The sequence below is a fragment of the Streptomyces sp. NBC_01264 genome (assembly GCF_026340675.1).
Classification (GTDB): domain Bacteria; phylum Actinomycetota; class Actinomycetes; order Streptomycetales; family Streptomycetaceae; genus Streptomyces.
Genome location: NZ_JAPEOX010000001.1, coordinates 4489269 through 4504136, shown reverse-complemented (window position 1 = coordinate 4504136; position 14868 = coordinate 4489269). Strand labels below are relative to the sequence as shown.

Here is a 14868-nt window from a genome sequence, read left to right as displayed (position 1 = left end):
CGGGGCCTCTTCGGCGAGGAACCGGACAACGCGAAGCCCCCGGTGACGAGATGTCACCGGGGGCTTCGGAGCGTATCCGTCAGAGGGCTTCGATCACGTAGTCCACGCACGCGGTCAGCGCCTGCACGTCCGCCGGGTCGATCGCCGGGAACATCGCGATACGGAGCTGGTTGCGGCCGAGCTTGCGGTAGGGCTCGGTGTCCACGATGCCGTTGGCGCGCAGCACCTTGGCGACTGCCGCCGCGTCGATGTCGTCCGAGAAGTCGATCGTGCCGATGACGGCCGAGCGCTTGGCGGAGTCCGCGACGAACGGGCTGGCGTACTTCGACGCCTCGGCCCAGCCGTACAGGTGGGCCGCGCTGGCCGACGTACGGCCGGTCGTGAACTCCAGACCGCCCTGGCTGTTCATCCACTCCAGCTGCTGGTCCAGCAGGAAGAGGGTGGAGAGCGCCGGGGTGTTGTACGTCTGGTTCTTCAGCGAGTTGTCGATCGCCGTCGGCAGCGAGAAGAACTCCGGGATGTGCCGGCCGGAGGCGTGCACGCGGGCCGCGCGCTCCAGGGCCGCCGGCGAGAACGCCGCCAGCCACAGGCCGCCGTCGGAGGCGAAGGACTTCTGCGGGGCGAAGTAGTAGACGTCGGTCTCGGTGATGTCCACCGGCAGACCGCCGGCGCCCGAGGTGGCGTCCACCAGGACGAGCGAACCCGCGTCGGCGCCCGCGACGCGCTTGATCGGCGCCGCGACACCCGTCGAGGTCTCGTTGTGGGTGTACGCGTACACGTCCACGCCCGCCTCGGCGACCGGATCCGGGTGGGTGCCCGGGTCGGAGGAGATCACCGACGGGGCGTCCAGCCACGGCGCGGACTTCGCGGCGCTGGCGAACTTGGAGGAGAACTCACCGAAGGTGAGGTGCTGCGACTTCCGCTCGATGAGACCGGCGGTCGCGATGTCCCAGAAGGCGGTGGAGCCGCCGTTGCCCAGGATCACCTCGTAGCCCTCGGGGAGGGAGAAGAGGTCCCGGAGGCCCTGGCGCACCGATCCGACCAGGTTCTTGACCGGGGCCTGACGGTGGGAGGTTCCGAGCAGGGAGGTACCGGTGGCGGCGAGGGCGTCCAGCGCCTCGGTCCGCACCTTGGAGGGGCCCGCGCCGAAGCGTCCGTCGGCGGGCTTGATGTCAGCGGGAATCTGGATCTCGGCCACGAGCCGAGCGTATCGGGTCCGGGTCCGCGTCCTGGAGCCGCGTCCACCCGATGAGACGACACGGACGGGCCGGAGGCGGTGGGAGGCTGTCCGGCGTGACGTCACCCGGTGAACTCGAACGGACATTGCGGAAGAACCTGCGCGGAGAGGTCGACTTCGGGGCCGCCGCCCGGGCCCTGACGACGATGGACGCCTCGAACTACCGCCGCGTCCCGGTCGGCGTGGTCGCCCCGTACGACGCCGACGACGTGGCCGCCGCGCTCGCGGTGTGCGCCGCGGCCGGGGTCCCGGTCGTGCCGCGCGGCGGCGGCACCTCCATCGCGGGCCAGGCGACGGGCGTCGGCGTCGTCCTGGACCTCACCCGCCACCTGGACGCCCTCGTCTCCCTGGACCCGGCCGCCCGCACCGCCGTCGTCCAGCCCGGCCTGGTCCTCGACCGGCTGCGGGACGCGGCCCGCCCGCACGGGCTGACCTTCGGACCGGACCCCTCCACGCACTCCCGCTGCACGCTCGGCGGGATGATCGGCAACAACGCCTGCGGGGCCCACTCCGTGGCCTGGGGGACCACCGCCGACAACGTCGCCGAGCTGGCGGTGACGGCGTACGACGGCGCCTCGTACCGGCTCGGCACCGGCTGGCAGGGCGCGCCCGACGGGCTGCGGGAGCTGGTGTCGGGGAACCTGGCCGTCCTGCGCACCGGCATGGCCGGCGGCCCGGCCGACGGCTTCGCGCGGCGGATCTCCGGCTACGGCGGCCTGGACGCGCTGCTCCCCGAGCGGGGCACCGGGGTGGCCCGGGCGTTCTGCGGCAGCGAGGGCACGCTCGGCGTGGTCACCGAGGCGCTCGTACGGCTCGTGGAGCTGCCGCCCGCACCGGCGCTGGCCGTCCTCGGGTACGCCGACGAGAGCGCGGCCGCGGCCGCCGCGGTGGGGCTGCTGGAGTACGGACCGCTGACCGTGGAGGGGATGGCCGCCGACCTGGTGGGCGGGGCCGCCGCCGGGCTTCCGCGGGGCGGGGCCTGGCTGTTCGTGGAGATGCGCGACGAGGGCGCCGCCCGGGCCGTGCTGCGGGCCTCCGACGCCGTGGACGGCCTGCTGCTCACCGCCCCGGCGGCGCAGCGGGCCCTGTGGCGGATCCGCGAGGACGCGGCGGGCACCGCCACCCGGATGCCCGACGGGACCATGGCCTGGCCCGGGTGGGAGGACTGCGCGGTACCGCCCGCCCGGCTCGGCGCCTACCTGCGGGAATTCCGGGCCCTGCTGGCGGAGCACGGGCTGCGCGGATCCCCGTACGGCCACTTCGGCGAGGGCTGCGTGCACGTACGGATCGACTTCGACCTGGTGACGCCGCCCGGCGTGGCCCGCTTCCGCGCCTTCTCCTCGGACCTCGCCGACCTGGTGGTCGCGCACGGCGGCTCCCTGTCCGGGGAGCACGGGGACGGGCAGGCGCGGGCGGAACTGCTGCCGCGGATGTACGGGCCCGCGGCGATCGGGCTCTTCGAGTCCTACAAGCGGGTCTGGGACCCGGCGGGCGGCATGAACCCCGGGATCCTGGTCCGCCCGGCCCGCCTCGACGAGAACCTCCGCTTCGCGGTGTTGCCCAGCTTGCCCTTCGCGGGGGAGGTGGCGCGGTGCGTCGGCGTCGCCAAGTGCCGGTCGACCGAGGTCGGGGGGCCGGGGGTGATGTGCCCGTCGTACCGGGCCACGGGCGAGGAACGCCACTCCACGCGGGGGCGGGCGCGGCTGCTGCACGAGATGCTGGCCGGGGAGATCGTGACCGACGGCTGGCGGTCGGCGGAGGTCGCCGAGGCGCTGGATCTGTGCCTCGGCTGCAAGGGCTGCCGCAGCGACTGCCCCGTCGGCGTCGACATGGCCTCCTACAAGGCGGAGTTCCTCCACCGCCACTGGGCGGGCCGGCTGCGCCCGCTCTCCCACTACGCCCTGGGCGGCCTCCCGGGCTGGCTCCACCTGATCGCCACCCTCCGGGCGGCGGGCCCGGTGAACCTGGTGTCCCGCTTCCTCCGCGTCCCGGGCCTGGAGCGGTCCCGGCCCCTGCCCCGGCTGGCCCGGACCCCGTTCACCCGCGGGTTGGCCGGCTCTGCGGGGCGAGGTCCCCTACCCGCCCTTCCACGGTTCCCCGGGCTCCGCCCGGACCCTTTGCCGGATGCGGCGCCGTTGCAGGGGACCAGTCCCCGGACCCCTGCTCCTCAAACGCCGGAGGGGCTGGATGGCGCGGAGCGCCATTTCAGCCGTCCGGCGTTTGAGGACCGGGGTCTGGGGCGGAGCCCCAGGGGGTCCGGGGCGCAGCCCCGGGGAACGGTGGAAGGGCGGGTAGGGGACCTCGCCCCGCAGGGCCCGTCCGGGTCCGGGGCGGAGCCCGGGGCGACCGGTGCCGCGACCGTCGTGACGGTGTGGCCGGACACGTTCACGGAGTACCTCGCGCCGGAGGCCGGCCACGCCGCCGTAAGGGTCCTGCGGGCCGCCGGCCTGGAGCCCGTGGTCCCGGCGGGGCGGGTCTGCTGCGGGCTGACCTACATCTCCACGGGCCGCCTGGACACCGCCCGCAGGGTCCTCCGCCGCACCCTGGACGCCGTAGGCGACCCGCAGGGCCCCGTCACCGTCCTCGAACCGAGCTGCGCGGCAGCGCTCCGCACCGATCTGCCCGCCCTGCTCCCGCAGGACCCCCGCGCATCCCGTCTCGCAGCGGCCGTCCGAACCTTCGCCGAGACCCTGGAGGAGCACGCCCCCCACTGGCAGCCGCCCCGCCTCGACCGGCCGGTCGCCGGCCAGACCCACTGCCACCAGCACGCCGTCCTCGGCGACGGCCCCGACCGCCGGCTGCGCGAGCGCGCCGGGCTGACGGGCGGGCTCAGCGGAGGCTGCTGCGGCCTCGCGGGCAACTTCGGCTTCGAGCCCGGGCACCACGAGGTCTCCGTGGCCTGCGCCGAGGAGCAGCTCCTGCCGTCCCTGCGGGCGGCGGCCCCGGGTACGGAGGTGCTGGCGGACGGGTTCTCCTGCCGGACCCAGATCGCGCAGCTGGCCGGCGGCCGGGCCCGCCACCTGGCGGAGGTCCTGGCGGAGGGGCTGCACGAGGGCCCGCCGGAACCGGACGCACACGGGATGTAAGGCAAAACACGGAAGCACGGTCCTTACGCACCCCCTAATCTGGATAAATGCCCGCACCCTCCTGCCCCCCGAGCACCGCCAAGACCACCGTGTCCGCGCAAGCGACGGAAGCCGCCCCGGTCCCCGCCCCCGCGGACGGCTCCTTCCGGGACCGCTTCGGCCCGGTCGCGCTGGTCATCACGGCCGGCGTCTCGGTGCAGTTCGGTGCCGCCCTCGCGGTGATGCTCATGCCGCGGGCGGGCGCGGCCGGCGTGGTCACGCTGCGCCTCGCCGCGGCCGCGCTGGTGCTGCTGCTCGTCTGCCGGCCCAAGGTGCGCGGGTACTCCCGGTCCGACTGGTCGACCGTGGTCTGGTTCGGCGTGACCATGGCCGGCATGAACGGGTTCATCTACCAGGCCATCGACCGGATCCCCCTCGGCCCGGCCGTCACCCTGGAGGTGCTGGGCCCGCTGGTGCTCTCCGTCGTGGTCTCGCGCCGGCTGCTGAACCTGCTGTGGGCCGGGCTGGCGCTGGCCGGAGTCGTCCTGCTGTCCACCCACGGCGGAGGGGGCCTCGGCGGCCTCGATCCGCTGGGCGCGGCCTTCGCCCTCGCGGCGGGCGGCATGTGGGCGGCGTACATCGTGTTCAGCGCGCGGACCGGCCGCCGGTTCCCCCAGGCGGACGGGCTGGCGCTGGCGATGGCCGTGGCGGCCGTACTGTCCCTGCCGCTCGGCGTGATCGAGGCCGGCTCGGCCCTGCTGCGCCCCGAGACCCTGGGCCTGGGCCTGGGCGTGGCGCTGCTGTCCTCGGTACTGCCCTACACGCTGGAGCTGCTCGCCCTGCGCAGGCTCCCGGCGCCGACCTTCGCGATCCTGATGAGCCTGGAGCCCGCGATCGCCGCGACGGCCGGCTTCCTGATCCTGAACCAGGCGCTGTCGGCGCTCGACGCGGCGGCGATCGCGCTGGTCATCGTGGCGAGCATGGGCGCGGTCCGCTCGCAGACCGACCCGCAGGCCGGGCAGCAGGACGCGCAGCCGGACAGCCGGCGGACCCGCCCACGGAGCTCTCAGCCGAACTGATCTTGAAGTGCTCTCCCGGCTGGAGCTGGGAGATTCCTGCTTACCTTGCGGCAGCGGGCTCGACGCGCTTGGCACGCCTGGAGACTGCCCTCCCGGCAGCCGGGACGAGCGCGAGGCCCATCCGGTACAGATGCAAGACGTTCCGGGCCGCATTCCAGTCGGCGTTGCCCGACCACCCGCAGTCCGGGTTCTTGCATACGAACACGGCCTGGGACTCCCGACTGCCGGGCGTGGTCAAGCCGCACCCTGAGCAGCGTTGGGAGGTGTTGGGTGCGGGGACCTTGTGCAGGGTGCCGCCGAGCCGGGCGGTTTTGTACGTCAGCATGGTGACCGTCCGGCCCCACGCCTCCCCGCTGATCGAACGGTTCAGCCCAGACTTCTGGGCGACGTTCTTCCCCGGCTCTTCGATGGTTCCCCTGGCGGACTTGACCATGTTCGTGATGGTGAGTGCTTCGACCACGACCGTGCCGTAGGTGCGGGCGATGGTGGTGGTCGTCTTGTGCTGCCAGTCCAGTGCCCTGCGCTTGGCTTTCGCGCGGAGTCCTGCGATCTGGTCGTAGGTGTGGTGCAGTCGGCGGCTGGTCCGTTCGCCGGGAGTGCGGTGCCGTTTACGCCGTGCGGCGCGCTGCTCCAGGTGCAGGAGCTTCGCCTGCTCCCTCTCCGTCAGCCACTCGTCGTGTTCGTACGTCTCACCGTCTGAGAGGGCGATGGGGACAGTGACGCCCACGTCGATGCCGATCTCTGGCCCTTGGTGGGGCTCGGGCTTGACCTGAAGGGCCTGGACGCGGAAGGCGATATGCCAGCCGAGAGCGTCCTTGACCAGCCGCGCCCCGGTGACTCGGTTCTCCAGGCCTGCACGCTTGCCCACGGGCAGGTCCTTGGTCCACCGGAAGCGGACCCGGCCGACCTTAGACAGGTTGGCCATGCCCCACCTGCGATGCACGCGGATAATGTTCAGGTCCCGGCCCTGCGGGACGTCCACGGACATCACCGTGCGCAGCCGGCCCTTGAAGTTCGGGGCGTCGGCCCGGCCGTCCCAGCAGTTCTTCCATGCCTGGAAGTACGTTTTCAGCACCGCTCGCGCGGCCTGCGCGGGAAGAACAGCAAGAAAGTCGATGTCGCCCCGGGCCTGGCGGATCGCTGCATCCGCGTTCGTCAGGGTCCGCTTCTCCTTCGGCATCATCCGCCACCACGCATGTAGCAGATTCCACATGGTGCGGGCCGCGTGTGCCTGATCATCTGCCTTGCGAACCCCGGCAGGCGACAGCGCGAGCCGGGCACGGTGCCCGAACTGTCGCTTGACCAGGGTGTCTTGGCTCACGATCGGGAACCTAGCAGTGGTTAATGTCGCCGAGCTGGAATCCTCATCCCGATGTCAGAACCGTGCGTCATGTTGTCTGCCACCTGCACGTTCACTTGGTTTTCGTCGCCAAGTACCGGCGGAAAGGGTTCACTGACGCCATATCGGATGTCCAGCTTGGCGAGCTGCGCCTGGAAGCTGGTGTCGAGCCGGGCGACCTGCGTGCGGAGGGTCTCGTCGAGCCGCCCGAAGAGGTCCGCGATCAGGACCACGACGCCCGATACGGCCATCAGGGTCAGCGCGATCCGTTCCACCAGATAGCGAACGTCGACACTCATATCGCTCCAGCCCCCGTGCCCCGTACCTCGTGCCCGTCCTGGTCGGCGACGACCGTATACCGACTCCCTTTGTTCCAGGGAGGTTTGAGGGTCGGATGGGGGAGGGGTGGGGCGAGTTCAGGCCACGCCGGTCCGGTCAGCTCGGTCGCTCGGTCCGCTCCGGTCGGTCCCGGTCAGTTCCAGATGATGTCGCCCGCCGGCGGGGCGGGCAGGGGCTTCACGTCCGCGTGCTGGACGTTCGCCTCGACGTGCGCCGTCCCGGTCGTCCCGGTCGGCCGTTCCCCGTCCGGGAAGTCCTGGCCCCAGCCGCTGGCCATGGCCACGCCCAGCGCGAGGGCGCTCAGGGCGGCGGTCGCGAAATACATTCCACGAGTCGTCATGCGCGGAGCATCCCAGCCGCCCGCGCCGGAGGGAAGGCCTCACCCGTTCCTGTGCGAACCGTCACCCGGGCTCGCCCCCGCCCTCGGCTCCGCCCGCCCCCGCAGTCCCGTAGCGGGCCGCCGTCGCGGCCGCGGCCGCTCCGATGCGGCGGCGCAGGGAGGGTGGGGCGAGCACCTCCGCCTCCGCGCCGAGCTCCAGGAACCGCGCCTGCGCGTGGTCCTGCGACTCGATCGGCAGGACCGCCCGTGTCCACCCGGGCAGCTCCGGGTCCGGGGTCCCGGTGGCGGCCAGGGCCCTGGCCTGGGCGCCGGTCAGCCGGGCGGCCGCGCGCGCGGAGACCCGTACCTCCGCCTCCTCCGGGTACAGCCGCTCGTGGAACTCGGCCTGCGTGCGCCGCCAGTGGGCGGCCAGCTCGAAGCCGTCCGGGAGCGCGCACTCCTCGTCGGTCTCGCGGACGGCCAGGATCTGGTCCACGCGGTAGGTGAACGGGGGGCCGGCGGGGGCCGGCGCACCTGGCGCGGCCGGCGTACCCGGCGCGGCCGACGTACCCGACGTACCCGGCGCGCCCTGCTCGGCCGCCGAGCCCGCGACCAGGTACCAGCGCCCCGCCTTCAGGACCAGCCCGTACGGGGCCAGTCGCCGGTCCACCTCGTGGGGCGCCTTCCAGCGCCGGTACCGGACCCCGACGACCCGCCCCCGCCACACCGCGTCGGCGATCCGCGCCAGGTGCGGGGTCTCCTCGTGCTCCGCGTACCAGCCGGGCGCGTCCAGGTGGAAGCGCAGCCGCATCCGGTCGGCCTGCGCGCGCAGCTCGGCGGGCAGCGCGGCACGCAGCTTCAGCTGGGCGGTGGACAGGGCCTGTCCGAGGCCGAGTTCGGCGGCGGGGCCGGGCATGGAGGTGAGGAAGAGCGCCTCCGCCTCGCCCGCGGCCAGCCCGGTGAGGCGGGTGCGGTAGCCGTCGAGGAGCTGGTAGCCGCCGCTGTGTCCGGCGTCGCCGTACAGCGGGACGCCGGCGGCGGCCAGTGCCTCCGCGTCGCGGTAGACCGTACGGACCGACACCTCCAGCTCCCCGGCGAGCTCGGCGGCGGTCATCCGGCCCCGCGTCTGGAGCAGGAGCAGGATCGAGAGCAGTCGGCTGGACTTCATGTGGACTTCACTGACACAGGATGTCAGTGGAGTCCTCCTACGGTTCCCCCATCAGCACGGAGAACAGCCTTCTGGGGAGACCGCACATGAACGACTTCGACTTCTTCGCCGGCAACTGGGACGTCGCCAACCGCTGGCTCGTCGACTTCCTGGACGCGGACAGCGGCTGGGAGGAGTTCCCGGCGGTGTCCCGGGCCACCCGCCACTTCGACGGCGCCGCGAGCTTCGACGAGATCGAGTTCCCGACGAAGGGATTCGCGGGACTGACCCTGCGCCTCTACGACCACGAGCGCGAGCAGTGGGCCCTCAACTGGGGCAGCCGCCGCACCGGGACCCTCTTCCCGCCCGTCATGGGACGGTTCGACGCGACGACGGGGACGGGAGTCTTCGAGGGCGAGGACACCTACGAGGGCAAGGCGGTCCGGGTGCGGTTCGTGTGGTCGCGCACGGACACGGACTCCCCGCGGTGGGAGCAGTTCTTCTCGGCCGACGGGGGCGAGGTCTGGGTCCACAACTGGACGATGGACTTCACCCGCCGGGCGGCCGACGGCGCGTCCTGACGGTGGCAGCCGTCAGAGCAGCCCGAGCGGACCGAGCAGCCCGAGCGCCGCGCCCAGCCCACTGGGCCGCTGCTCGACCGGCAGGTGTTCGACCAGCCGGACCGGGCACCCCAGCGCCGCGGCCCCGGCGTCCGCGACGGCGTCGTCGCCGACCATGAGCACATCCGCGGGCGCCGCCCCGAGCGCCTCGCAGGCGACCCGGAACAGGCGGGGATCGGGCTTCTGGACTCCGTGCTCGAAGGAGAGCACGTACGCGTCGACGTACCGGTCGACCCCGTGGGCGCGGAAGACGGGGCGCAGGTCCCAGCCGATGTTGCTGACGACGGCGACGGGGACGCCCCGATCGTGCAGGGCGGCGAGGGTGGCGGCGGTATCGGGGTAGGGCCGCCAGGCCGCGGGGGTCCAGTGCCGCTCGTAGAGGGCGTCGGCCAGCTCCGGGGAGGGCAGCGGCACCTCGAGGGTGAGGGCGGTGTACGCGGCCCGGTGCTGCTCGGGGCTCAGGTCCCGCTCCCGCCACAGCGGCTCCAGCCGGCCCGGCAACCGCCGCGGCGAGGCCCCGCCGGGCAGGGCGCCCGCCTCCTCGAGCAGGACGGCCAACCCGGTGAGTTCGGCCTCGGGCAGCTCGATCCCGCTGTCCGCCACGACCGCGCGCAGCCAGTCCTCGGTGGGCTGGACGCGGAAGAGGGTGCCGGAGAAGTCGAACATCACGCCTTTGACAGCACCCGCGAGCACGCCTTCGTCCCCGTACGCGTTCACATCCATGTCCCGTCCCCGTCCCCGTCCCCGTCCCTGTCCCTGTCGCGCGCTAGGCCGTGCCGGGGATCCTCGCCGCGGAGCCGGGCGCCGCGCAAGGGGAGCCCCGCGCGGGGGCTCCCGGGGGCTGGGCCCGGGCCCCCTGGGGCTCCGCCCCAGACCCCGGTCCTCAAACGCCGGACGGCTGAAATGGCGCTCCGCGCCATCCAGCCCCGGCGCCTACCTGCGCCTGCCCGCAGGTAAATCCAGCCCCTCCGGCGTTTGAGGAGCGGGGGCCCGGGGGCTGGCCCCCGGAAACGGCGCCGCACGCGGCAACGGGTCCGGGCGGAGCCCGGCTGGGGGTCCCCCCGGACGGAGTCTGGGGGATGGTGGAAGGGCGGGTAGGGGACGGCCGCCCGCAGGGCACGCCCGGTACCGCTCCCGTCACGAAGGCATCGCCGACTGCCCAAGTCCCCTCCTACCCCCACCCGTTCGCGTCCAAGAATAAATGCAAGCACGCTTGATTGTTTTCCTGGCGACTGCCACGCTTCCCCTCACGCCGAGAAGGGGAGCGCACCCGTGCCCGATCCATCCGCTGTCGAGAACACCTCCGCCGTCGTCGCCGTCTTCGGCGATCTCCGCGAGGAGGGCCGGGAACTCGACTCCCTGGTCGGGGAGCTGCCCGCCCCCGACTGGGCGAAGCCCACACCCGCCCCCGGCTGGACCCTCGCCCACCAGATCGCCCACCTCCACTGGACCGACCGGGCCGCCCTGCTCGCGCTCACCGACGCCGCCGCCTTCGCAGGGCTGGTCGAGGAGGCCCTGAAGGCCCCCGACTCCTTCGTCGACGCGGGCGCCGAGAAAGGTGCCGCACTGGCCCCCGCCGAGCTGCTCGCCCGCTGGAGGGACGGCCGCGCCGCACTCGACGGGGCCCTCGCCGCGGCCTCGCCCGACGCCAAGTTCCCTTGGTACGGGCCGCCGATGAAGGCCGCGTCGATGGCGAGCGCCCGCCTGATGGAGACCTGGGCGCACGGCCAGGACGTGGCGGACGCGCTCGGGGTGCGCCGCGTACCCACGGCCCGGCTGCGGCACGTGGCACGGATCGGAGTGCGGGCGCGCGACTACGCGTACGCGGTACGGGGCCTGCCGGCGCCGACGGGGGAGTTCCGGGTGGAGCTGACGGCTCCGGGAGCCCCGGGAGCCCCGGGCGAGCTGTGGACGTACGGTCCCGAGGACGCACCGCAGCGGGTCACCGGCCCGGCGCTCGACTTCTGCCTGCTGGTGACCCAGCGCGCCCACCGCGCCGACCTGGCCCTGACGGCGTCCGGCCCCGACGCCGACGGCTGGCTCGACATCGCCCAGGCCTTCGCGGGCCCGGCGGGCCCCGGCCGCACGCCGGGGGCCTCCCGATGACCCGTCGCCCCCTCCTCATCGGCAACGCGTCGGGCTTCTACGGAGACCGCTTCGACGCCCTGCGCGAGATGCTGACGGACGGCCCCCTCGACGTACTGACCGGGGACTACCTGGCCGAGCTGACCATGCTGATCCTCGGCCGCGACCGCCTGAAGAACCCGGAACTCGGCTACGCCAAAACCTTCCTGCGCCAGCTGGAGGAGTGCCTCGGCCTGGCCCACGAGCGGGGCGTACGGATCGTCGTGAACGCGGGCGGCCTGAACCCGGCGGGACTCGCCGGAGCGGTACGCGCGCTGGCCGCGAAGCTGTCCGTCCCGGTCGCGGTGGCACACGTGGAGGGCGACGACCTGATGCCGTACCCGGGACCGGGCGCGGGCGCACTCACCGCGAACGCCTACCTGGGCGGCGCCGGGATCACGGCCTGCCTGCGGGCGGGCGCGGACGTGGTGGTGACCGGCCGGGTCACGGACGCGGCGCTGGTGAGCGGGCCCGCGGCCTGGTGGTTCGACTGGGCGCCGGACGACCACGACCGGCTGGCCGGGGCGGTGGTGGCGGGCCACGTACTGGAGTGCGGCACCCAGGCCACGGGCGGCAACTACTCGTTCTTCACCCGGCACGACGTCACCCGGCCCGGCTTCCCGCTGGCCGAGATCTCATCGGACGGCTCGTCGGTCATCACGAAGCACCCGGGCACGGACGGCGTCGTCTCCGTCGGTACGGTCACGGCCCAACTCCTCTACGAGACCCAGGGAGTCCGCTACCTCGGCCCCGACGTGACGGCCCGCCTGGACACGGTCCGGCTGTCGGAGGCGGGTGCGGACCGGGTCCGCATCTCCGGGGTCCTGGGGGAGGCCCCGCCCGGCACCCTGAAGGTGGGCGTGACCCGCATCGGTGGCTGGCGCAACGAGGTCGTCTTCGTCCTGACGGGCCTGGACATCGACGCGAAGGCGGCGCTGGTGCGGGAGCAGCTGGCTCCGCTCCTGACGCCGGTGGAGTCGGTCGTCTGGACCTTGTCCCGTACGGACCACGAGGACGCTCCGACCGAGGAGACCGCGAGCGCGCTGCTCCGCCTGGTCGTCCGGGACCCGTCCCCCGACCGGGTGGGCCGGGCCCTGACCTCGGCGGCCATCGAACTGGCCCTGGCCAGCTACCCCGGCTTCCACGTCACGGCCCCCCCGTCCCCGGCCCAGCCGTACGGAGTCTTCGAGTCGCTCTGCACCCCCTCCACCGAGGTCCCCCACACAGCAGTCCTCCCGGACGGCACCCGCATCCTGCTCGCCCCGAACCGCGCCCCTGAGGCGGCGGTTCCAGCCCCTCCGGCGCCACATCCAGCCCCTCCGGCGTTTGAGGAGCGGGGGTCCGGGGGCGGAGCCCCCGAAGGGCCCTGGGCGGAGCCCGGCCCGGCGGGTCCGGGGGCGCAGCCCCCGGTTTCGGGAAGGGGCGGGGTGGGGGAAAGCCCCGCAGGGCCCACCACCCCCGAGCCCACCACCCCCACCCGCAGGGTCCCGCTCGGCACCCTCGTCGGGGCCCGCAGCGGAGACAAGGGCGGGGACGCCAACGTCGGGCTGTGGGCCGAGACCGCCCCCGCCTGGGACTGGTTGCGCACCACCCTCACCGTCGAAGCCTTCAAGGCGTTGCTCCCCGAGACGGCCCCACTGGAAGTGACCCGCGCCGAGCTCCCGAACCTGCGCTCCCTCAACTTCACCGTCACCCGGATCCTCGGCGACGGCGTGGCCTCCGGCCACCGCTTCGACCCCCAGGCCAAGGCCCTGGGCGAATGGCTCCGCTCCCGCCACATGGACATCCCGGCAGCCCTGCTGCAACCCCCCACGGACCTCCCCGCAGGGCTGCCGCAGCCACCCGCGCAGGCCCCCGCGGCCCTGCCGCCACGGCCCGCGGAGTCACCCGCGGCCCCGCCGCAACCCCCCACGGAGGCCCCGGCAGGGCTGCCGCAACCACCCGCGGAGCCACTCGCGGAGCCCCCCGCGCCCACCACCACCCCGGAGGGGACCCCGTGACCCGCCTCAAGAGTGCCGTCGACCCGCTCGCCCCCGAGCACACGCAGGCCCGTACCGCCGCCCTGGCACGCCTCGCCGAGCTCGATGCCGCGCACGCCGCCGCCCTCGCCGGCGGCGGCGAGAAGTACACCGCCCGGCACAAGACCCGCGGCAAGCTCCTCGCCCGTGAGCGGGTCGAGCTGCTCCTCGACCCGGACACCCCGTTCCTGGAGCTGTCCCCGCTCGCCGCCTGGGGGAGCGACTACCCGGTCGGTGCCTCGATGGTCACCGGCATCGGTACCGTCGAAGGCGTCGAATGCCTGGTCACGGCCAACGACCCCACCGTCCGCGGCGGCGCCTCCAACCCCTGGACGCTCAAGAAGGCACTCCGCGCCAACGAGATCGCCCGGCAGAACCGACTGCCCTGCATCAGCCTCGTCGAGTCCGGCGGCGCCGATCTCCCCTCCCAGAAGGAGATCTTCATCCCGGGCGGCGCCATCTTCCGCGACCTCACCCGCCTCTCGGCCGACGGGGTCCCCACCGTCGCCGTCGTCCTCGGCAACTCCACCGCCGGAGGCGCGTACATCCCCGGCATGTCCGACCACACCATCATGATCAAGGACCGCTCCAAGGTGTTCCTGGGCGGCCCGCCGCTCGTCAAGATGGCCACCGGCGAGGAGAGCGACGACGAGTCCCTCGGCGGAGCCGACATGCACGCCCGGACCTCGGGCCTCGCCGACTACTACGCCCTCGACGAGCACGACGCCATCCGCCAGGCCCGCCGCGTCGTCGCCCGCCTCAACCACCGCAAGGCGCACCCCGATCCGGCACGCGCCGAGGAACCCCTCCACGACCCGGAGGAGCTCCTCGGGATCGTCCCCGCCGACCTCAAGACCCCCTTCGACCCCCGCGAGGTCATCGCCCGGATCGTCGACGCCTCCGACTTCGACGAGTTCAAGCCCCTCTACGGCACCAGCCTGGTCACCGGCTGGGCCAGCCTGCACGGCTACCCGGTCGGCATCCTCGCCAACGCCCAGGGGGTGCTCTTCAGCGCGGAATCGCAGAAGGCCGCCCAGTTCATCCAGCTCGCCAACCAGCGCGACATCCCGCTGCTCTTCCTCCACAACACCACCGGCTACATGGTCGGCAAGGAGTACGAGCAGGGCGGCATCATCAAGCACGGCTCGATGATGATCAACGCGGTCTCGAACTCGAAGGTCCCCCACCTCTCCGTCCTCATCGGCGCCAGCTACGGCGCCGGCCACTACGGCATGTGCGGCCGCGCCTACGAGCCCCGCTTCCTCTTCGCCTGGCCCAGTGCCAAGTCCGCCGTCATGGGACCCGCCCAGCTCGCCGGCGTGCTGTCCATCGTCTCCCGCCAGTCGGCCGCCGCGAAGGGTCAGCCGTACGACGAGGAAGCCGACGCCGGCATGCGCGCCTTCGTGGAGGCGCAGATCGAGTCCGAGTCCCTGCCGATGTTCCTGTCCGGACGGCTGTACGACGACGGGGTCATCGACCCGCGCGACACCCGCACCGTCCTCGGCCTGTGCCTGTCGGCCGTCCACAACGCCCCCGTCGAGGGCGCCCGTGGCGGCTTCGGCGTCTTCCGGATGTGAGCCC

The 14868-nt window shown here is 73.5% G+C and carries 12 protein-coding genes; 6 read left to right on the top strand and 6 right to left on the bottom strand.

Going from position 1 to position 14868, the window contains the following annotated elements:
* Positions 1 to 79: 79 nt before the first annotated feature.
* Positions 80 to 1198, bottom strand: coding sequence for a phosphoserine transaminase (gene serC / locus OG435_RS20775; RefSeq protein ID WP_266878658.1), 1119 nt, complete (start codon positions 1196 to 1198; stop codon positions 80 to 82).
* A gap of 50 nt (positions 1199 to 1248) precedes the next feature.
* On the opposite strand from serC, the gene OG435_RS20770 reads away from it, so the two are divergent.
* Together OG435_RS20770 and OG435_RS20765 are read left to right on the top strand one after the other, a co-directional pair.
* On the top strand, positions 1249 to 4323 hold the full coding sequence (locus OG435_RS20770) for an FAD-binding and (Fe-S)-binding domain-containing protein (RefSeq protein WP_430625664.1): 3075 nt from the start codon (positions 1249 to 1251) through the stop codon (positions 4321 to 4323).
* 47 nt (positions 4324 to 4370) lie between these two features.
* On the top strand, positions 4371 to 5381 hold the full coding sequence (locus OG435_RS20765; protein ID WP_266878657.1) for an EamA family transporter: 1011 nt from the start codon (positions 4371 to 4373) through the stop codon (positions 5379 to 5381).
* A 40-nt stretch (positions 5382 to 5421) separates the two neighbouring features.
* On the opposite strand, the gene OG435_RS20760 is transcribed toward OG435_RS20765, so the two are convergent.
* From OG435_RS20760 to OG435_RS20745, 4 genes are all read right to left on the bottom strand, one after another.
* On the bottom strand, positions 5422 to 6702 hold the full coding sequence (locus OG435_RS20760; protein ID WP_266878656.1) for an RNA-guided endonuclease InsQ/TnpB family protein: 1281 nt from the start codon (positions 6700 to 6702) through the stop codon (positions 5422 to 5424).
* A gap of 20 nt (positions 6703 to 6722) precedes the next feature.
* Positions 6723 to 7019, bottom strand: a complete 297-nt coding sequence (locus OG435_RS20755) for a hypothetical protein (protein WP_266878655.1) — start codon at positions 7017 to 7019, stop codon at positions 6723 to 6725.
* A 173-nt stretch (positions 7020 to 7192) separates the two neighbouring features.
* Complete coding sequence (locus OG435_RS20750) at positions 7193 to 7399, bottom strand: hypothetical protein (protein WP_266878654.1); 207 nt, start codon at positions 7397 to 7399, stop codon at positions 7193 to 7195.
* A gap of 61 nt (positions 7400 to 7460) precedes the next feature.
* Positions 7461 to 8546, bottom strand: coding sequence for a helix-turn-helix transcriptional regulator (locus OG435_RS20745; RefSeq protein ID WP_266878652.1), 1086 nt, complete (start codon positions 8544 to 8546; stop codon positions 7461 to 7463).
* 86 nt (positions 8547 to 8632) lie between these two features.
* Here OG435_RS20745 and OG435_RS20740 point away from each other — a divergent pair, with 86 nt between their 5' ends.
* Complete coding sequence (locus OG435_RS20740; RefSeq protein WP_266878650.1) at positions 8633 to 9106, top strand: hypothetical protein; 474 nt, start codon at positions 8633 to 8635, stop codon at positions 9104 to 9106.
* 12 nt (positions 9107 to 9118) lie between these two features.
* Here OG435_RS20740 and OG435_RS20735 read toward each other — a convergent pair whose 3' ends face one another.
* Entirely contained in the window at positions 9119 to 9868 is a 750-nt protein-coding gene (locus OG435_RS20735; RefSeq protein WP_266878649.1) for an HAD family hydrolase, read from the bottom strand.
* A 549-nt stretch (positions 9869 to 10417) separates the two neighbouring features.
* Here OG435_RS20735 and OG435_RS20730 point away from each other — a divergent pair.
* The 3 genes from OG435_RS20730 to OG435_RS20720 are packed head-to-tail and all read left to right on the top strand — an operon-like array spanning position 10418 to position 14864.
* Positions 10418 to 11251, top strand: a complete 834-nt coding sequence (locus OG435_RS20730; protein ID WP_266878647.1) for a TIGR03084 family metal-binding protein — start codon at positions 10418 to 10420, stop codon at positions 11249 to 11251.
* Positions 11248 to 13269 (top strand): acyclic terpene utilization AtuA family protein, encoded by a 2022-nt coding sequence (locus OG435_RS20725; protein ID WP_266878645.1) that lies wholly within the window; start codon positions 11248 to 11250, stop codon positions 13267 to 13269. The genes OG435_RS20730 and OG435_RS20725 overlap by 4 nt, the downstream gene beginning before the upstream one ends.
* Positions 13266 to 14864: an acyl-CoA carboxylase subunit beta gene (locus OG435_RS20720; RefSeq protein WP_266878643.1), complete on the top strand. Its 1599-nt coding sequence runs from the start codon at positions 13266 to 13268 to the stop codon at positions 14862 to 14864. The genes OG435_RS20725 and OG435_RS20720 overlap by 4 nt, the downstream gene beginning before the upstream one ends.
* The last annotated feature ends 4 nt before the right edge of the window (positions 14865 to 14868 follow it).

Excerpts from the sequence above, each read along its gene's own strand:
- OG435_RS20770 (WP_430625664.1), top strand. The coding sequence starts at position 1,249 with ATGAGACGACACGGACGGGCCGGAGGCGGTGGGAGGCTGTCCGGCGTG.
- OG435_RS20725 (WP_266878645.1), top strand. The coding sequence starts at position 11,248 with ATGACCCGTCGCCCCCTCCTCATCGGCAACGCGTCGGGCTTCTACGGA.
- OG435_RS20735 (WP_266878649.1), bottom strand. The coding sequence starts at position 9,868 with ATGGATGTGAACGCGTACGGGGACGAAGGCGTGCTCGCGGGTGCTGTC.
- OG435_RS20765 (WP_266878657.1), top strand. The coding sequence starts at position 4,371 with ATGCCCGCACCCTCCTGCCCCCCGAGCACCGCCAAGACCACCGTGTCC.
- OG435_RS20745 (WP_266878652.1), bottom strand. The coding sequence starts at position 8,546 with ATGAAGTCCAGCCGACTGCTCTCGATCCTGCTCCTGCTCCAGACGCGG.
- OG435_RS20755 (WP_266878655.1), bottom strand. The coding sequence starts at position 7,019 with ATGAGTGTCGACGTTCGCTATCTGGTGGAACGGATCGCGCTGACCCTG.
- OG435_RS20740 (WP_266878650.1), top strand. The coding sequence starts at position 8,633 with ATGAACGACTTCGACTTCTTCGCCGGCAACTGGGACGTCGCCAACCGC.
- OG435_RS20750 (WP_266878654.1), bottom strand. The coding sequence starts at position 7,399 with ATGACGACTCGTGGAATGTATTTCGCGACCGCCGCCCTGAGCGCCCTC.